The sequence below is a fragment of the Streptomyces humidus genome, from assembly GCF_014649655.1.
Classification (GTDB): domain Bacteria; phylum Actinomycetota; class Actinomycetes; order Streptomycetales; family Streptomycetaceae; genus Streptomyces; species Streptomyces humidus.
The window spans coordinates 134,052-151,270 of sequence record NZ_BMTL01000024.1 but is presented as its reverse complement, the minus strand read 5'-3'; the positions used below and the strand labels follow the sequence as shown (position 1 = coordinate 151,270).

Genomic DNA, 17,219 nt, shown 5'->3' with positions numbered 1-17,219 from the left:
GCTGGGGGTAGACAGGCCATGACGGAGCGCCAGCGCAGGCAGAGGGGCGCCGCGGTCCTCTCGGGGATCGTGGCGGGGGTTTGTGTGTGCGCCGCCGGGTGTGCCTGGACGGAGCGCGTCGCCGAGGACGGCCGGGCCGGCGACCCCGTCGAGATCCTGCACCGGGCCGCGGACGCGCTCGTCGCGGCGGGCACGTCGAAGACCCGTACGTCGATGGAGATGGCCACCGGGGGGACGCGGGTGACCATCCGGGGCCAGGGGGTGTACGACTACCGCCGGCAGCTGGGGGAGCTGAAGGTGGTGCTGCCGCAGGATCCGGCCGGGGCCAGCGAGCACCGGCCGATCACCGAACTCCTCGCGCCCGGGGCCCTGTTCATGAAGAACCGGGGTGCGGGCGTGCCGGCCGACAAGTGGGTGCGGGTGGAGACGTCGACGCTGTCCGACGGGAATCTGGTGACCGGCGGGGCCACCGATCCGTTCGCCGCCGCCGAGGTGCTGCGGGGCACGCGGACGGCGACGTACGTCGGGAGGACCGAGGTGGCCGGGACGGCGGTGCGGCACTATCGCGGGACCGCCGACCTGACGGTGGCCGCGCGGGAGGCGTCGGCGGCCGGACGGGACTCGCTGCGGGCGGCGGCGAAGGGGTTCGCCACGGCCCGGGTGCCGTTCGACGTGTATCTGGACGACGAGGGGCGCATCCGCAAGGTCCGGCACCGGTTCAGCTTCGTGAACGGGCGGGGAGCGGACGACGGGCGGGCCGGGCAGACCGGACGGGACGCGCGGCACGGACACGGCGGGTCGGGAGGGCGGCGGAACGAGGCCGTCGAGGTCGCCTCCACGACGCTGCTGTACGACTTCGGCGCGCCCGTCGACGTGCGGCTGCCGGCGGCCGGCGACATCTACGCGGGCCGGATCGCCGAGGACTGAACGCACGCCGGGCGGATTCGATCGTCGTCAACCGTTTGTGACATGTTTTGACCTGTTGAGACATATTTCGATGTGTCTCGATCGGCTTCGATTCGTTTCGATCCGCTTCGAGAAGATGATTTCGGCCACGGAGGACACAAGGACTAGCCCGTCCGTGCCATGCGCGGGGTGTGCAGCGCTCCCTACTCTAGGAAGCCGGTGACGGCAGGGACGAGGTGATGCGCGTGGCTCCGGGCGGCGGTGCGGCAGTTCAGGACCACGTGGCCCTCGCCGAGATCGAACTGTGCGGGGAGCTGATCATCGCGGCCTCGGCGGCCGGCGGGGAACGGCTCAGCATGGAGAGCATCGACCTGGTGCTGCGGGTGGGCGAGGAGCCGGACGGGTCCGGCGGCTCAGGTGCGCAGTAGCCGGGCGATCGCCTTCGTCGCCTCTTCCACCTTCGCGTCGATCTCGTCGCCGCCCCTGAGCGCCGCGTCGGCGACGCAGTGGCGCAGGTGCTCCTCCAGGAGTTGCAGGGCGAAGGACTGCAGGGCCTTGGTGGACGCCGACACCTGGGTGAGTATGTCGATGCAGTAGGTGTCCTCGTCCACCATGCGCTGCAGGCCGCGGATCTGGCCCTCGATGCGGCGCAGGCGCTTGAGGTGTTCGGCCTTCTGGTCGTGGTAGCCGTGGACCGTCGCGGCGGCGGGCCGGTCGGTTTCGGCCACGGCGGCGGGATCGGGGGCGCGGTCCGCCCCGGGGGTGGAGGGGGCTTCCGCGCCGGTCTCGGTGGTCGTCATCGTGTCCTCCAGCGCTCCAGCTCCAGACATATACCCCTACTGGGTATATCCTACCGAACTTTGGCGGGCGGCCGGCCCCCGGCCGCACTGCGGTGGTCGCCCCCCTGCCGGTCTTCGTGCGCGATGGGCGACACTGGTGGACGGCCCATTAGTCGTGGCCGGATGATGCGCCTAGCATCAGCCTGACCGAAACCGATGCATCTTGAGGACCCCACGTGCGCTTTCGTCTGACCCCCAGGGAGACGAGCTTCTACGACATGTTCGCCGCGTCCGCGGACAACATCGTCACGGGCTCGAAACTCCTGATGGAACTCCTCGGGGCGGACACCTCCGCCCGGGCCGAGATCGCAGAGCGTATGCGGGCCGCGGAACACGCAGGTGACGACGCCACGCACGCGATCTTCCACCAGCTGAACTCCTCGTTCATCACGCCCTTCGACCGTGAGGACATCTACAACCTCGCGTCCTCCCTCGACGACATCATGGACTTCATGGAGGAGGCCGTCGACCTGGTCGTCCTCTACAACGTGGAGGAACTGCCCAAGGGCGTCGAGCAGCAGATCGAGGTGCTGGCACGGGCGGCGGAGCTGACGGCCGAGGCCATGCCGAACCTGCGCACCATGCAGAACCTCACCGAGTACTGGATCGAGGTCAACCGGCTGGAGAACCAGGCAGACCAGATCCACCGCAAGCTGCTCGCGCATCTCTTCAACGGCAAGTACGAGGCCATCGAGGTGCTCAAGCTGAAGCAGATCGTGGATGTGCTGGAGGAGGCCGCCGACGCCTTCGAGCACGTGGCCAACACGGTGGAGACCATCGCGGTCAAGGAGTCCTGAACCTTTCATGGACACCTTTGCTCTGGTCGTGACCATCGGCGTCGCGCTCGGATTCACCTACACCAACGGCTTCCACGACTCGGCGAACGCCATCGCCACCTCCGTCTCCACCCGCGCGCTGACGCCGCGTGCGGCGCTGGCGATGGCCGCGGTGATGAACCTCGCCGGCGCGTTCCTGGGGAGCGGCGTCGCGCATACGGTCAGCAAGGGGCTGATCGAGACTCCCTCCGGGTCCAAGGGGATGGGGATCCTGTTCGCCGCGTTGATCGGGGCGATCGTCTGGAACCTCGTCACCTGGTACTTCGGGCTGCCCTCGTCGTCGTCGCACGCGTTGTTCGGCGGGATGGTGGGGGCCGCGCTCGCGGGCGGCACGGCCGTGATCTGGTCCGGCGTGCTCGACAAGGTCGTCATTCCGATGTTCCTCTCGCCGCTGGTGGGGCTCCTCGTCGGTTATCTCGTGATGACGGCGATCCTGTGGCTGTTCCGGCGGTCCAACCCGCACAAGGCGAAGCGCGGATTCCGGATAGCCCAGACCGTCTCCGCCGCGGGTATGGCGCTGGGGCACGGTCTGCAGGACGCTCAGAAGACGATGGGCATCGTGGTGATGGCGCTGGTCATCGGCGATGTGCAGGGGGCGGACGATCCGATCCCGGTGTGGGTGAAGATCGCTTGCGCGGTGATGCTGTCACTGGGGACGTACGCGGGTGGGTGGCGCATCATGCGGACGCTCGGGCGGAAGATCATCGAGCTCGATCCGCCGCAGGGGTTCGCCGCGGAGACGACGGGGGCGTCGATCATGTTCACGACGGCTTTCCTGTTCAAGGCGCCCATCTCCACGACGCATGTGATCACCTCGGCGATCATGGGCGTCGGGGCGACCAAGCGGGTCAACGCCGTGCGGTGGGGGGTCGCCAAGAACATCGTTCTGGGGTGGTTCATCACCATGCCGGCGGCCGCGTTGGTGGCTGCGTGCGCGTTCTGGGTCGTGGACCTGGCCTTTCTGTAGGGCGGCTCTGGCCCGCCCACAGGCCCACAGGCCCACACGCCCACGCACCCGCCCGCCCGTCCACACGCCCGCGCACCCGCCCGCCCGTCCACACGCCCGCGCACCCGCCCGCTCGACCCGGTGGGTGGCGGGGTGACGGGCGTCCCGGTGCTCCGCTCCGGTCCTGGCCAGGGACTTCGTCCCCTGCACCCCCTGTCCCCGCCCCGTCGGTGGCCGTCGGTCCCCTGACTCCCGGGCGCGGCGCTGTGCTGCGCTTTTCCTGCCCGGGGCGGTTCCCGCCCGCCCCCGGACGCCGTGAGCCCGCCCCCCAAGAGTCAGGGGGCGGGCTCATGCGGCCTCGCGGTGGCACCGCCATGCAGCACCGCGAGGGGTTTCGGGTCAGCCGAAGCGGCCGGAGATGTAGTCCTCCGTGGCCTGGACCGACGGGTTGGAGAAGATGCGTTCCGTGTCGTCGAGTTCGATCAGCCGGCCGGGCTGGCCGACCGCGGCCAGGTTGAAGAACGCCGTGCGGTCCGAGACGCGGGCGGCCTGCTGCATGTTGTGCGTCACGATGACGATCGTGAAGCGTTCCTTCAGCTCGCCGATCAGGTCCTCGATGGCGAGGGTGGAGATCGGGTCGAGGGCCGAGCAGGGCTCGTCCATCAGCAGGACCTTCGGCTCCACCGCGATCGCCCGCGCGATGCACAGACGCTGCTGCTGGCCGCCCGACAGGCCCGAGCCGGGCTTGTTCAGGCGGTCCTTGACCTCGTTCCAGAGGTTCGCGCCCTTGAGGGACTTCTCGACGACGTCCGCGAGCTCGGACTTCTTGTAGCTGCCGTTCAGGCGGAGGCCCGCCGCCACGTTGTCGAAGATCGACATCGTGGGGAAGGGGTTCGGACGCTGGAAGACCATGCCGACCTCGCGGCGGACGGACACCGGGTCCACGCCCGCGCCGTAGAGGTCCTCGTCGTCCAGGAGGACCTTGCCCTCGACGCGACCGCCGGAGGTCACCTCGTGCATCCGGTTCAGGGTGCGCAGGAACGTCGACTTGCCGCAACCGGAGGGGCCGATGAACGCCGTCACCGAGCGCGGCTCGACCGTCATCGAGATGTCCTCGATCGCCTTGTGTGATCCGTAGTAGGCGGTCAGTCCGCTTACGTCGATTCGCTTGGCCATGTCTTCTACTTCACTTCCCGGTCGTGTGGATCAGTCGCTGTGGCCGCTTCAGCGACCCGGCCACGCGGCGGTGGCCGCACAGTGTCAACGTGGGGCCTTCCAGCGGGCGAGGCCCCGAGCCAGCAGGTTCAGGATCATCACGAAGGCGATCAGCGTGAGCGACGCCGCCCAGGCGCGGTCGTAGGCCGCCGTCGAACCCGCGCTCTGCGCGTACTGCTGGTAGATGTACAGCGGCAGCGACGCCTGCGCGCCCTCGAAGGGGTTCGCGTTGATGAACGGGTTGCCGAAGACCAGGAGCAGGACCGGGGCCGTCTCACCGGCGATGCGGGCGATCGCCAGCATCACGCCCGTGATGATGCCGCCGATCGACGTCGGGACCACCACCTTCAGGATCGTGCGCCACTTGGGGACTCCCAGGGCGAGCGACGCCTCGCGCAGCTCGTTCGGGACGAGCTTCAGCATTTCCTCGGTCGAGCGTACGACGACCGGCATCATCAGGATCGCCAGCGCCAGCGAGCCCGCGAAGCCGAACGGCTGCATGTCCAGCATCAGCATCAGGCTGAGGATGAACAGACCGGCCACGATGGAGGGGATGCCGGTCATCACGTCCACGAAGAACGTGACCGCCTTGGCCAGGTTGCCGCGGCCGTACTCCACCAGGTAGATCGCCGTCAGGATGCCGATCGGGGCGCCGATCACGGTGGCCAGGCCGACCTGCTCCAGGCTGCCGAGGATGGCGTGGTAGATGCCGCCGCCCGGCTCGCTGTCCGCGACGACGCCCATCGAGTGGGTGAGGAAGTAGACGTCGAGGACCTTCACGCCCCGCGCGACCGTCGTCCACAGGAGCGAGACGAGCGGGACCACGGCCAGCAGGAACGCCACCCAGACCAGGCTGGTCGCGATCCTGTCCTTGGCCTGGCGGCTGCCCTCCACCTTCGCGGCGATGCCGTAGGTGCCGAGGACGAAGAGGATGCCGGCGATCAGGCCCCACTGGACCTTGCTGTCCAGGCCGCCGGCGACGCCGATGACGGCCGCGAGGGCGAGCGAGCCGGCGGCGAGGGCCCAGGGGAACCACTTGGGGAGGCTCGCGCCGCGGAGCGTGCTGGGGGTCTTGTCGGCTACTGCGCTTGCGTGGCTCATGCGTTGGCCCCCGAGTACTCCTTGCGACGGGCGATGATCATGCGCGCCGCGCCGTTGACCAGCAGGGTGATGACGAACAGGACCAGACCGGAGGCGATGAGCGCGTCACGGCCGAACTCCGTCGCCTCGTTGAACTTGCTGGCGATGTTCTGGGCGAAGGTGCCGCCGCCGGGATTCAGCAGGCTGGCGTGGATGTCGAAGTCGGGGGAGAGCACGGTGGCGACCGCCATCGTCTCGCCGAGGGCGCGGCCCAGGCCGAGCATCGAGGCCGAGATCACGCCGGAGCGGCCGAAGGGGAGCACCGACATGCGGATGACCTCCCAGCGGGTGGCGCCCAGCGCCAGGGCCGCCTCCTCGTGCATCTGCGGGACCTGACGGAAGACCTCGCGGCTGACGTTGGTGATCACCGGCAGGATCATCACGGCCAGCAGGATGCCCACCGTGAGCATCGAGCGCGGGGCGCCCTGGTCCCAGGAGAAGACGCCGGTCCAGCCCAGGTAGTCGTTCAGCCAGCCGAACAGGCCGTCCATGTGCGGTACGAGGACCAGGGCGCCCCAGAGGCCGTACACGATGGACGGCACGGCGGCGAGCAGGTCGATCACGTACGAGACGGGGCCGCTCATCCGGCGCGGGGCGTAGTGCGTGATGAACAGGGCGATGGCCACGGCGATCGGGACCGCGATGACCATGGCGATGATCGACGAGACCACCGTGCCGAACGCCAGCACCGCGATGCCGAACTTCGGCGGCAGGAGGCTGGTGTTCCACTCGAACGCGGTGAGGAAGTTCGCTTCGTCCTTGCTGATGGCCAGGTAGGCCCGGTAGGTGAGGAAGACCGCGATCGCGGCCATGATCACCAGCAGGAAGATGCCCGAGCCGCGGGAGAGACCGAGGAAGATCCGGTCGCCGGGCCGGGTGGCGCCGCGGGCCGCACGCTTCTCCTCGGCCGACGGAGGCGGCGGGGGCGTGGGAGGTGAGGTGTCGTCCGTGTCTGTCTGCTGCGTCGATATGTCCATGGGGATCTCCGGTCTGCGGAGCCGCCGGCGGGTGTGGGCGGCTCGGGTGGGGCCGGATCGCGAGTGGCCCCTGGCGGCGGTGCACCGGACGGGTGCGGTCCGGACCGGGTTCCCCCGGCCGGACCGCACCCTTCAGATCAGCTCAGGCCCTCGATGGTGGTGCGGACCTTGGAGATGATGGAGTCGGGGATCGGCGCGTAGTCGATGCCCGAGAGGATGCCCTGGCCCTCCGTGCTGGCGATGTAGCGCAGGAACGCCTTGGTGGCGGGCAGGGTGTCTGCCTTGTTGCCCTTGTCGCAGGCGATCTCGTACGTGACCAGGGTGAGCGGGTAGGCGCCGTCGGCCTTGGTGTTGTAGTCCAGCTTCAGGGACAGGTCGCTGCCGGTGCCGACGACCTTCGCGGCGGCGACGGCCTTGGTGGCGCCGTCGGAGGAGGGCTTGACCGGGGCCGAGGCGCCCGTGTTGACGGCGACCGTGCCCAGACCGTCCTTGGCGTAGGACAGCTCCATGTAGCCGATCGCGCCGTTGGTCTGCTTGACGCCCTGGGCGACACCGGAGGAGCCGGCCGCGGCCTGACCGCCCTTGGCCTGCCAGGCCTTGCCGCCGGAGTACTTCCAGTCGCTCGGGGCGGCGGCGATCAGGTACTTGGTGAAGTTGTCCGTCGTGCCCGACTCGTCGGAGCGGTGGTACGGCTGGATCTTCAGGTCGGGAAGCTTCGCGCCGGGGTTGAGCTTGGCGATCGCGGCGTCGTTCCAGTTGGTGATCTTGCCGTCGAAGATCTTGGCGATCGTGGAGGCGTCGAGCACCAGGTTGTCCACGCCGGAGACGTTGTAGGCGACGGCGATCGGACCGGCCACCATCGGCAGGTCGATGCCCTGACCACCCTTGCAGACCGACTTGGAGGCGGCGACGGCGTCGGGCTTCAGCGCGGAGTCCGAGCCGGCGAAGGCGACCTGGCCCTGCGTGAACGCGGTGACGCCGGCGCCCGAGCCGGAACCCTTGTAGTTGACCTGGACGCCGGAGCAGGCCTGGGTGAAGTTCTTCACCCAGGCGTCGATCGCGTTCTTCTGCGCGGAGGAGCCGTCGGCGAGGAGCTGGCCCTTGGCGTCGTCACACTTGATGGACCCGGCGGCCGCGGTGGCGGAGGAGCTGCTGCCGCCGCTCTTGCCGGAGCCGGTGTCGTCGGAGCCGCACGCCGTGAGGGCCAGGGCGCCGGAGACGGCGAGAGCACCGAGGGAGAGAGCCCGCCGGTTCATGCGCTGAAGCTTCACTTGGGGGAGGTCCTTCCAGGAGCCGCCGTCCTGAAATCCGGCGGCGTGCGGAGTGTGCGAAGTCTGTTTGGTACGGACACGTCCCGCTTGGTCGCGAGCCGCACCGCGTAAGGCCGAAATTAGGCAGATCAGGTGAAGGCGCTTACGGGCGTGAATGAACGGCGGGTGAACCCCTGGGGACGTTGTGGTTAGGTCACGGAACGCTCACGTCGAGGACACGGGGTGGTTTCCGGTCGAGGCCCGTCCAGGGGAGGGGCCGCGGTGCTCCGGACGGGATCCGGCCTCCGTCGCGGCGGGAGCCGAGAGCCTTCGTGCAGGGCGCAGCGGGAATGGGCCGGGGGAGGGGCGGGGTCGCAGGGGGCCGGTCGCGGTCCCCTCGGTACCTGTCAGGCCAGGTGCAGGACGTGCAGCAGGGCGTCCAGGAGAAAGCGGTCCCTCGGCTGTGTGAGCCGGTCGCGGGCGGCCGGCGGGGGCAGCCAGAGGAGGCGGTCGACCTCGTCGTTCGGGGCGAAAGCGCCGGACACGGCCTCGGCGGCCCAGTAGCGGACCTCCTTGGGGCGGCCGTTCGCCTCGTACTCGGCGGTCGGCAGGCGGACGCCGGGGACGGCTCGGTGGCCCGTCTCCTCCTCGACCTCGCGCAAGGCGGCCGCGAGCGGGTCCTCGCCGCGTTTCAGTTTGCCCTTGGGGTGCGACCAGTCGTCGTATTTGGGGCGGTGCACGAGACACACCTCCAGAGTGGCGTCCGCCGGGGAACGGCGCCACAGCACACAGCCGGCCGCCTGGACGACGGCGTCGTCGGGGTCTCTCGCCGTGCTCATCCGGTTCTCACCGCCCGTCCGGCCAGGGTGTGCCGATGGTCTGCTTCTGCCACGACCGCTGGAACGCGTACCGGGCCGCCTCCACCTCGTGGCGCTGGTCGGCGTGGAGCACGCCGAGCGCGTACGCCGTCGCGGGCGCGATACGCGGGGTGCGGGCCGCCTGAGCCGCGGCGGCCGCCGCCTCCGAGGCGTCGCGGTGCCGGTCGAGGGCCTGGCCCGCGGTGAGCAGCCGGGCGTCCAGGGGGGCGCCGCTGTCGTGGACGACCTCACAGGCGTACCGGTGCAGCCGCAGGAGGAGGCGGACCTGGTGCCAGGGCGCGTCCTGCGGATGCGGCGCCGGGTCCGGGGAGAGGCCGTGGATCAGGGCCTCCGCGTTGTACGGGCTGCCCGCGGTGATCAGCGGAAGTGCGGTGACCGCGTCGGTGAGCCGTTCCTCCGCGGCCCGTGCCAGGGGGCGCAGGTCGGCGGTGAGGGCGGCGGGCGTGAGAGGGACCTCGCTGGCGAGGACGGCGACCTTGTCGGCGACGGCGTGGAAGCGGGAGGAGCCGAGGGCCTGCAGCGCGGTGGAGTGGGCCCGGGTGCGGGCGAGGGTGAGCTGACGGTCCAGGAGGGCGCCCGCCTTCGCGGCGCCCACGGTGAGGTTGCCGCGGTCCGGGGCGGCGGGCTGGGCGCCGGCACGGCCGCCCCCCAGCGCCTGACCGGCCGCGCCGCTCGCCTGCGTCTGTGCCTGCGTCTGTGCCTGTACGCGTACGTGTACCTGCGTCTGCTGGTGTACCTGCTGCTGTGCCTGTGTGTGCGGCTGCGTCTGGGCCTGGGCCTGGGATCGGGCGTGGGCCTGGGCCGGTAGCGGCTTCGGCGTGGCCGTGGGCGTCCCGGGGACCGGCGTCTGCGCGGGAGACGGCGTGGGCGTCGAACCCGACAGCCGGTTCAGTGCGAGCAGCAGTCGCTCCAGTCGGGCCCCGTACGCGTGCTCCAGCGCCAACGTGCCCGACAGCCAGGCCAGTTCGGGCCGCATCTCCTCCGACCACTCGGGGTCGAGGAGGGGGCGGAACGTGTGCAGGCTGCCGCTGATGCGGCGGGCCGAGCGGCGCAGGGCGCGCACCGCGTCCACCCGGTCCTGGGGCGGGCCGCCCGCCGTGCCGGCTTCCCCCGCGCGTGGATGCGCCCGGCCCGCGGGGCCGCCCGCGGGCGACGAGCCGTGCGACGCGGCGCCCCCCGACTCCCGGTGCAGGCGCAGCGCGCGGAGGAACTCCGTGGCCTGGGCACGGAGGTAGCCCGCGAGGGCGTCCCCCGTCGCCGCGGGCCCGGCCGCGGGGCCGGTCAGGTCATGGTGTCGCTGTGCCACGCCGGCGCCTCCGGGCGTCTATGAGCATCTCCTGGACGTTGCGCAGGGGGCCGCCGTCCGCGTCGGTCGAGTGCCGGGTCCATTCGCCGTCCGGGCCGAGGTGCCATGAGGCGGTGCCGTCGGACATGCCGGTCTCCAGCAGCCGGTTCAAGGACGCCCGGTGGCCCGGGTCGGTGACCCTGACCAGGGCCTCGATACGCCGGTCGAGGTTGCGGTGCATCATGTCGGCGCTGCCGATCCACACCTCGGGCTCCCCGCCGTTGCCGAAGCCGAAGACCCGGGAGTGCTCCAGGAAGCGGCCGAGTATGGAGCGGACCCGGATGTTGTCCGACAGCCCGGGGACGCCCGGACGCACCGCGCAGATCCCGCGCACCCACACGTCGACCGGCACGCCCGCCTGCGAGGCCCGGTAGAGGGAGTCGATGAGGGCCTCGTCGACGATCGAGTTCACCTTGATGCGGACATGCGCCGGCCGTCCCGCGCGGTGATGCTGGATCTCCTTGTCGACGCGCGAGATCAGGCCGTCGCGCAGCGACTTGGGGGCGACCAGGAGACGGCGGTACGTCTCGCGGCGGGAGTAGCCGGAGAGCCGGTTGAAGAGGTCGGAGAGGTCCGCGCCGACCTGCGGGTCGGCGGTGAGCAGACCGAGGTCCTCGTAGAGACGGGCCGTCTTCGGGTGGTAGTTGCCGGTGCCGACGTGGCAGTAGCGCCGCAGCGTGTCGCCTTCCTGGCGGACCACCAGCGACAGCTTGCAGTGCGTCTTCAGGCCGACGAGGCCGTAGACGACGTGGCAGCCGGCCTCCTCCAGCTTGCGCGCCCACTTGATGTTGGCGTGCTCGTCGAAGCGGGCCTTGATCTCGACCAGGACGAGGACCTGCTTGCCGGACTCGGCGGCCTCGATGAGCGCGTCGACTATCGGCGAGTCACCCGAGGTGCGGTACAGGGTCTGCTTGATGGCGAGGACGTCCGGGTCGCCGGCCGCCTGCTCCAGGAACGCCTGCACGGACGTCGAGAAGGAGTCGTACGGGTGGTGCAGCAGGACGTCCCGGCTGCGCAGCGCCGCGAAGATGTCCGGCGGGGACGCCGACTCGACCTCGGCGAGGTCGCGGTGGGTGCCGGCGATGAACTTCTTGTACTTCAGCTCGGGCCGGTCGAGACCGTGGATGCGGAAGAGGCCGGTGAGGTCGAGCGGGCCGGGCAGCGGGTAGACCTCGGCCTCGCTGACCTTCAGCTCGCGCACCAGCAGGTCGAGGACCTCGCGGTCGATGGACTCCTCGACCTCAAGGCGCACCGGCGGCCCGAAGCGGCGCCGCATGAGCTCCTTCTCCAGGGCCTGGAGGAGGTTCTCGGCGTCGTCCTCCTCGACCTCGAGGTCCTCGTTGCGGGTGAGCCGGAAGGCGTGGTGCTCCAGCACCTCCATGCCCGGGAAGAGTTCCTCGAGGTGGGCGCCGATGACGTCCTCGATGGGGACGTAACGGCCGGGTGAGCTCTCCAGGAAGCGGGACAGCAGCGGCGGCACCTTGACGCGCGCGAAGTGCTTGTGGCCGCTGACCGGGTTGCGCACCACGACCGCGAGGTTCAGCGAGAGACCCGAGATGTACGGGAAGGGGTGCGCGGGGTCGACGGCCAGCGGGGTCAGGACCGGGAAGATCTGGTGCCGGAAGAGGGTGAACAGACGCGCCTGTTCCTTCTCCGTGAGCTCGCTCCACCGGACCAGGTGGATGCCCTCCTCGGCGAGCGCGGGGGCGATGTCCTCGTGGTAGGTCGCGGCGTGGCGGGCCATGAGCTCGCGCGAGCGGGCCCAGATCATCTCCAGCACCTCGCGCGGCTGGAGGCCGGAGGCGGAGCGGGTGGCGACGCCGGTGGCGATGCGGCGCTTCAGGCCGGCCACCCGCACCATGAAGAACTCGTCCAGGTTGCTGGCGAAGATCGCGAGGAAGTTGGCCCGCTCCAGCAGGGGCGTGTTCGGGTCCTCGGCGAGTTCCAGGACGCGCTCGTTGAACGCGAGCCAGCTGCGTTCCCGGTCGAGGAAACGACCCTGCGGCAGCTGAGGGCCGTCGTAGGGCGCCTCCTCGTAGGTGTCGAGGTCGGCGTCGATGTCGGGCTCCAGATCGGAGACGACGGCAGCCACGGTGTGCGGGCGGTGCGCGGCTATGGAGCCCACGGAGGGCTGCGCGTGCTGGACCTCGGCCTGGGTGTCTGACTGGCTCATGTACCCATTCTTCCGCGCGAAGAGCGAGACAGGCGCGTCGGAACGTGCGGGCGGGATCGCGGCGGAGCTTCCGTGGGGCTGGATTCCCTGCTGGTTTCCCGGCTGGATTCCCTCGGGAGGCGGCGAAGGCTCGGGCACGGCGGGCTTCATTCGCCGAGCCTCGCAAGGTCGTCTTAACCGACGGTTACGGAGACATGGCGTGCGGGATATCGGGGGGCGGCTCGCGGGGGTCGGGTGGGTCGGGGCCCGGGCAGAGGGAGTGTCTCGCGCAGGAGGCCGGGCCTGTAGTACGTCACGTGGGGCCGCTGGACGTCGGGCGGCGGGGGCGGCGGGCCGCTGGACGTCAGGCGGTGCGGGCTGTGGGCTCCTGGGACACCGGAGGGCTCGAGATGGCCGACGGGCTCGAGACGGCCGGGGCCTTGGGGCTCGAAGGGCGGGGCGTCGAAGGGCGGGCGGGGCGCGGGGTACGGCGTGCGAGCAGGGCGCGGGGGAGCGGCGTGTGGACAGGCGGGGGAAGGGCGTGCAAGCAGTGGGGACGGGTCCGAAAAGATCGTGGGGCGAACCGTGAACCGATCGGCGGGGCTCGTCCGATGAGGAGATGTGAGCGAAACGAGAAGCGACGGGGAACTGCTGCGGGCCATCGCGGCAGACCGGGACCGTCACGCCTTCGAGGAGCTGTATCGGCGGTACGCCCCGTGGCTGACCGCGCGCATGCGCAGTCGGTGCGCGGACGCCGGGATAGTCGACGACGTCGTCCAGGAGACGTTTCTCGCCGTGTGGCGCGGGACCGCCCGCCACCGTGAGCAGGGCGCTTCCGACGCGGCCGGCTGGCTGTGGCGCATCGCCGCCCGTCGTCTGGTCGACGCTCTGCGCGGTGACGGGGCGCGCGGGCGGCTGCGTCAGACGCTGGCCCGGTTGCGCCACCGCGACGAGGCCTCGGCGGAGGAACGCGTGCTCGCGGGGGTTGAGCACGGGGACCTCGCCGGGGCCCTCACCCGACTCTCGCCGGAACTGCGGGCCGTTCTGCAGGCCACCGTCATCGACGGGCTCACCACTCGGGAGGCGGCCGTTCTGCTCGGCATCCCGCCCGGCACGGTCAAGACGCGGGCCCTGCGGGCCCGCAGGCAACTGCGGGAGGCGCTGGCATGAGGCGGTACGTGTGCGGAGCAGGCCTGCGCGCCCGCGCGGGTGACGAGCAGTCGAGAGAGGTCATGGCATGACGTGGCATGTGTCGGAGGACGACCTGCGTCTCTACGCGCAGGGTGAGCTGGCGCCACCCCTGCTGTGGTCCGCCGACGCCCATCTCACCGGGTGCGCCCCGTGCCGGGCGCGGCTCGCCGAGACAGCCGACCCGGTCGCGCTGGACGCTGCCTGGGAACGGCTGGACGCCGAACTGGACGCGCCGCGGCCGAGCACGGTCGAGCGGCTGCTGGTGCGGCTCGGCGTGGCCGACCACACCGCACGGCTGCTCGCGGCCACGCCGGTACTGCGCCGCTCCTGGCTGCTGTCGGTGCTGTTCCTGCTGGTCATGACGGTCCTGGCGGTGCGCATGGTGGGACAGCCGATGCTGTTCCTCGCACTGGCCCCGCTGCTCCCGCTCGCCGGGGTCGCCCTGTCCTACGGCCCGTCCCTCGACCCTACGTACGAGATGGCGGTCGTCGCCCCGTTGCACGGATTCCGGCTGCTCATGATCCGCACGGTGGCGGTGCTCACCGCCGGGCTGGTGTGCAACGGCGCCGCGACGCTGGCCCTTCCGGGGTACGGGCTGCTTGCCGTGGCCTGGCTGCTGCCGGCACTCGCCCTGACCGGGACGGGGCTCGCGCTGAGCACCCGGCTCGGTTCGGTCCTCGCGCCCTCCCTCGTCGGCGGGGGATGGCTGGCACTGCTGGCCGTGGGCGAGCTCCAGACGCGGACGCACGAAACGCTCGCTCCCTTCACGGCGGCGGGCCAGGCGGCCGCGGCGGGGGTGGCGGCCGTCGCCGCACTGCTGCTCTACCAGGGCCGGGACCGCTTCGACGCGCGCCCTCTGGGCGGCTTCCGTGACGGGGGCGCCGTATGACCCGGCGTCCCCGCCCCGAGCCCTCCCCCGAGCCGGCCCCCGAGCCCGCCCCGACCGCCGACCGGACTTCCAGGAGCCGCACATGACCACCGCATCCGCATCCGCTTCCGGACCCGTCCCCGGCCACGGCGGGCGGGGGGCCTCGGGCCCCGCCACCGTGACGGCCACCGACCTGTCCCTGCGCTTCGGCGGGACCAGGGCCCTGGACGGGGTCTCACTGAGGCTGAGCCACGGCGTCACCGGCCTGCTCGGTCCCAACGGCGCGGGGAAGACGACCCTGCTGCGGGTGCTGGCCACCGCCGTCCCGCCCGACGGCGGGCGGTTCACGGCCCTCGGCCATGATCCCGGCACCCCCTCCGGGCGCCTCGCGCTGCGCCGCACCCTCGGCTATCTGCCGCAGAACCCCGGGTTCCATCCGGACTTCACGGCCTTCGACTTCGTCGACTACGTGGCGATCCTGAAGGAGCTGACCGACCGCACCGCCCGGCTGGGTGAGGTGCGGCGCGTGCTGGAGGCCGTCGACCTTTCCGAAGTGCGCGGCAAGCGTCTCAAGCGGCTGTCCGGCGGCATGCGCCAGCGCGTCGCCCTGGCCGCCGCCCTCGTCGGTGACCCCGGCTTCCTCGTGCTGGACGAGCCGACCGTCGGCCTCGACCCCGAACAGCGCATGCGCTTCCGTGAGTTGATCGCCCAGGCGGGCGAAGGCCGCACGGTGCTGCTGTCCACCCACCAGACGGAGGACGTGGCGATGCTCTGCCACCGTGTCGTGGTGCTGGCCCGCGGCCGTGTCCGCTTCGAGGGCGCCCCTGCCGAGCTGACCGCCCGCGCGGCGGGCCGGGTCTGGAGCAGCGCCGAACGCGATCCGAACGCGCTGGCCGGCTGGCGCACCGGCATGGGCGCCTTCCGCAACGTCGGCGACCCGCCGAAGGGGGCCGATCTCGTCGAACCCACCCTGGAGGACGGCTATCTGCTCGTCCTCGACGGCGACGACGCGGCGGTGGGGGCATGAGCACGGCGACTTCGACGATCACCGAGCCGACGCCCGCGCTCGCCGAGCCCCCGCGCGAGCGCCACCGCGCTCGAGCCGTCCTCGCCCTCGCCCGCTTCGAGGCCCGCGAGCTGCTTCTGCAGGTCCCGGTCCTGCTCACCTTCGCCCTCTACCTCGGCTACGTCGCCCTGCGGCTCATGGGACGGGACGGCATGGACGACTACCCCGTCCTCAACACGGTCGACCGGCAGACCCAGACGGAACCTCTGCTGTTCGCCGTCGCGGTGTTCATCTGCTGCAACGCGGCCGCGCTGCGTTCCCGGAAGAGCAACACGGTGCGGCAGTTCGACGTCCTGGCGATGGAGCCGTGGCGGCGCATCCTCGCCCATGTGCTGTCCGTGATCCCGTACGCGGCGCTCACCGCGCTCGTCGTCGCGGGCGAGTTCGGCCTGGAGGCGCTGAAGCCGGGGGCGATCGGCCACGGTTCCGTGGGAGAGCTGGCCGTCGGCCCCCTGACCGTGCTGCTGGCCGGTGTCATGGGGGTGCTGCTGGCCACTCTGCTGCCCTCCTCCTTCGTTCCCATACTGGCCACGATCCCCCTCTACCTCCTTTTCGTCGTCGCCTCCGCGGCGGAGGACGAGGGCAGCCGGCAGGGCTGGCTCTCGCCGGTCCTCTTCGTCGCCCGGAGCGGCGGCGACCCGGTCCCCAGCGATCTGCTCGGCCGCCCCGCCGGCTGGCACGCCGTGTACGCGGCGGGCGTGTGCGCGGTGCTGGTCTGCGTGGCGCTGCTGCGGTCCGGGGGCCGTACCCGGGCCGTCAAGGCGGCTGCCGTCCTCGGCCTCGCGGTCACCGCGGCCGGCGCGGCCGGCCAGCTCTCGTGTGACACGAAGGGGCTGGAAGCAGCCCGCAGGACGGCGTTCGACACTCCGCAGAAGGTCCAGTCGTGCGCGCGGCACGGCCGCTCGACGTACTGCTCGTTCGACGAGTGGAGCGGTGTGCGGTCCGACTGGGCCGAGGTCGTCGACCGTGTCCAGTCCGCCGCCGGCGGTACCGCGGCCCAGGCAGGTCTGACGGTCCGCCAGAGGATCTACATCGGCGACCAAGTGGAGGTCGACGGTGCTCTCGACCCCTCGACCACGCCGGGCGAGGTCACCGTCGGCACGCGCTGGGGCGGCAACCGCGTCCCCGAGTTCGCGGTGGGAGCCGCCACGGTCCTGGTCGGGGGCTCGGAGGACATGACGACGCAGGAGACGTGCGACGACGCACGCCCGGTGACCGTCATGTGGCTGGTCCTGAGCACGGACCCCACCCCGATGGCCACCTTCCGGAACATGCGGCTGGGGGACAGCGTCAGCGGCCCGGACGAGGTGCTGGCCCCGACGAACGGACTGAGCCTGACGGGCCCGCAGACGACGGTGATCCGTGAGCTTCTGGAGCGTCCTCGTGCCGTGATGACGGCCCGTGTCAAGGCTCACTGGGCGCAGCTGACGTCCGCGAGCACGACGACCGCACAGGCCGCGGCACTCCTGGGTGTCAAGGCGCCCGAGGAGGCGGTGAAGTGCGAGGAGTAGGGGAAGCGGAGCCGAGGAGGAGCCCGGGGGGACCGCTCAGAGAGATCGAGCAGCCGTCGGGAGACATGGGGCAGCGGGCGGAGCCGGCCGCCGCGCTCG

16 protein-coding genes are annotated in these 17,219 nt (G+C 71.2%); 8 read left to right on the top strand and 8 right to left on the bottom strand.

What is annotated here, in order from left to right; all coding sequences use genetic code 11:
* The first annotated feature begins 18 nt into the window (after positions 1 to 18).
* Positions 19 to 927: an SCO4651 family lipoprotein gene (locus tag IE239_RS26815; protein ID WP_190151961.1), complete on the top strand. Its 909-nt coding sequence runs from the start codon at positions 19 to 21 to the stop codon at positions 925 to 927.
* A gap of 218 nt (positions 928 to 1,145) precedes the next feature.
* Positions 1,146 to 1,334, top strand: a complete 189-nt coding sequence (locus IE239_RS26810; RefSeq protein WP_190151960.1) for a hypothetical protein — start codon at positions 1,146 to 1,148, stop codon at positions 1,332 to 1,334.
* On the opposite strand, the gene IE239_RS26805 is transcribed toward IE239_RS26810, so the two are convergent.
* Entirely contained in the window at positions 1,320 to 1,706 is a 387-nt protein-coding gene (locus IE239_RS26805) for a metal-sensitive transcriptional regulator (RefSeq protein WP_190151959.1), read from the bottom strand. The two genes, IE239_RS26810 and IE239_RS26805, sit on opposite strands and share 15 nt — an antisense overlap.
* 215 nt (positions 1,707 to 1,921) lie before the next feature.
* Between IE239_RS26805 and IE239_RS26800 the strand changes: the two genes are divergently transcribed.
* Positions 1,922 to 2,542 carry a DUF47 domain-containing protein gene (locus IE239_RS26800; RefSeq protein ID WP_069770624.1) on the top strand — a complete coding sequence of 207 codons (621 nt, stop codon included), beginning with the start codon at positions 1,922 to 1,924 and terminating at the stop codon, positions 2,540 to 2,542.
* Positions 2,543 to 2,549: 7 nt separating this feature from the next.
* Entirely contained in the window at positions 2,550 to 3,548 is a 999-nt protein-coding gene (locus IE239_RS26795; protein ID WP_190151958.1) for an inorganic phosphate transporter, read from the top strand.
* A gap of 378 nt (positions 3,549 to 3,926) precedes the next feature.
* On the opposite strand, the gene pstB is transcribed toward IE239_RS26795, so the two are convergent.
* The 7 genes from pstB to IE239_RS26760 form a co-directional block, all read right to left on the bottom strand.
* The gene (pstB, locus tag IE239_RS26790) at positions 3,927 to 4,703 is read right to left on the bottom strand and encodes a phosphate ABC transporter ATP-binding protein PstB (RefSeq protein WP_190151957.1); all 777 of its coding nucleotides are present in this window, start codon (positions 4,701 to 4,703) and stop codon (positions 3,927 to 3,929) included.
* A gap of 84 nt (positions 4,704 to 4,787) precedes the next feature.
* On the bottom strand, positions 4,788 to 5,843 hold the full coding sequence (pstA, locus tag IE239_RS26785; RefSeq protein ID WP_190151956.1) for a phosphate ABC transporter permease PstA: 1,056 nt from the start codon (positions 5,841 to 5,843) through the stop codon (positions 4,788 to 4,790).
* Positions 5,840 to 6,859: a phosphate ABC transporter permease subunit PstC gene (gene pstC / locus IE239_RS26780; protein WP_190151955.1), complete on the bottom strand. Its 1,020-nt coding sequence runs from the start codon at positions 6,857 to 6,859 to the stop codon at positions 5,840 to 5,842. The genes pstA and pstC overlap by 4 nt, the downstream gene beginning before the upstream one ends.
* Positions 6,860 to 6,996: 137 nt before the next feature.
* Positions 6,997 to 8,130: a phosphate ABC transporter substrate-binding protein PstS gene (pstS, locus tag IE239_RS26775; RefSeq protein WP_190151954.1), complete on the bottom strand. Its 1,134-nt coding sequence runs from the start codon at positions 8,128 to 8,130 to the stop codon at positions 6,997 to 6,999.
* Positions 8,131 to 8,516: 386 nt separating this feature from the next.
* Positions 8,517 to 8,948, bottom strand: coding sequence for an NUDIX hydrolase (locus tag IE239_RS26770; protein WP_190151953.1), 432 nt, complete (start codon positions 8,946 to 8,948; stop codon positions 8,517 to 8,519).
* A gap of 7 nt (positions 8,949 to 8,955) precedes the next feature.
* On the bottom strand, positions 8,956 to 10,293 hold the full coding sequence (locus IE239_RS26765) for a CHAD domain-containing protein (RefSeq protein WP_229878325.1): 1,338 nt from the start codon (positions 10,291 to 10,293) through the stop codon (positions 8,956 to 8,958).
* Complete coding sequence (locus tag IE239_RS26760) at positions 10,274 to 12,505, bottom strand: RNA degradosome polyphosphate kinase (protein WP_190151952.1); 2,232 nt, start codon at positions 12,503 to 12,505, stop codon at positions 10,274 to 10,276. Before IE239_RS26760 ends, IE239_RS26765 begins: the two co-directional genes overlap by 20 nt.
* Positions 12,506 to 13,105: 600 nt before the next feature.
* On the opposite strand from IE239_RS26760, the gene IE239_RS26755 reads away from it, so the two are divergent.
* The 4 genes from IE239_RS26755 to IE239_RS26740 all read left to right on the top strand — a co-directional run bounded on the left by IE239_RS26755 (position 13,106) and on the right by IE239_RS26740 (position 17,120).
* A complete protein-coding gene (locus IE239_RS26755) occupies positions 13,106 to 13,654 on the top strand; it encodes an RNA polymerase sigma factor (protein ID WP_190151951.1) in 549 nt (182 codons plus the stop codon).
* Between the two features lie 67 nt (positions 13,655 to 13,721).
* On the top strand, positions 13,722 to 14,564 hold the full coding sequence (locus tag IE239_RS26750; RefSeq protein ID WP_190151950.1) for a cupin domain-containing protein: 843 nt from the start codon (positions 13,722 to 13,724) through the stop codon (positions 14,562 to 14,564).
* Between the two features lie 82 nt (positions 14,565 to 14,646).
* Entirely contained in the window at positions 14,647 to 15,570 is a 924-nt protein-coding gene (locus IE239_RS26745; protein ID WP_190151949.1) for an ABC transporter ATP-binding protein, read from the top strand.
* Positions 15,567 to 17,120, top strand: coding sequence for an ABC transporter permease (locus IE239_RS26740; RefSeq protein ID WP_190151948.1), 1,554 nt, complete (start codon positions 15,567 to 15,569; stop codon positions 17,118 to 17,120). Before IE239_RS26745 ends, IE239_RS26740 begins: the two co-directional genes overlap by 4 nt.
* The last annotated feature ends 99 nt before the right edge of the window (positions 17,121 to 17,219 follow it).

Excerpts from the sequence above, each read along its gene's own strand:
- IE239_RS26815 (WP_190151961.1), top strand. The coding sequence starts at position 19 with ATGACGGAGCGCCAGCGCAGGCAGAGGGGCGCCGCGGTCCTCTCGGGG.
- IE239_RS26810 (WP_190151960.1), top strand. The coding sequence starts at position 1,146 with ATGCGCGTGGCTCCGGGCGGCGGTGCGGCAGTTCAGGACCACGTGGCC.
- IE239_RS26805 (WP_190151959.1), bottom strand. The coding sequence starts at position 1,706 with ATGACGACCACCGAGACCGGCGCGGAAGCCCCCTCCACCCCCGGGGCG.
- IE239_RS26795 (WP_190151958.1), top strand. The coding sequence starts at position 2,550 with ATGGACACCTTTGCTCTGGTCGTGACCATCGGCGTCGCGCTCGGATTC.
- pstB (WP_190151957.1), bottom strand. The coding sequence starts at position 4,703 with ATGGCCAAGCGAATCGACGTAAGCGGACTGACCGCCTACTACGGATCA.
- pstA (WP_190151956.1), bottom strand. The coding sequence starts at position 5,843 with ATGAGCCACGCAAGCGCAGTAGCCGACAAGACCCCCAGCACGCTCCGC.
- pstC (WP_190151955.1), bottom strand. The coding sequence starts at position 6,859 with ATGGACATATCGACGCAGCAGACAGACACGGACGACACCTCACCTCCC.
- IE239_RS26770 (WP_190151953.1), bottom strand. The coding sequence starts at position 8,948 with ATGAGCACGGCGAGAGACCCCGACGACGCCGTCGTCCAGGCGGCCGGC.
- IE239_RS26760 (WP_190151952.1), bottom strand. The coding sequence starts at position 12,505 with ATGAGCCAGTCAGACACCCAGGCCGAGGTCCAGCACGCGCAGCCCTCC.
- IE239_RS26750 (WP_190151950.1), top strand. The coding sequence starts at position 13,722 with ATGACGTGGCATGTGTCGGAGGACGACCTGCGTCTCTACGCGCAGGGT.
- IE239_RS26745 (WP_190151949.1), top strand. The coding sequence starts at position 14,647 with ATGACCACCGCATCCGCATCCGCTTCCGGACCCGTCCCCGGCCACGGC.
- IE239_RS26740 (WP_190151948.1), top strand. The coding sequence starts at position 15,567 with ATGAGCACGGCGACTTCGACGATCACCGAGCCGACGCCCGCGCTCGCC.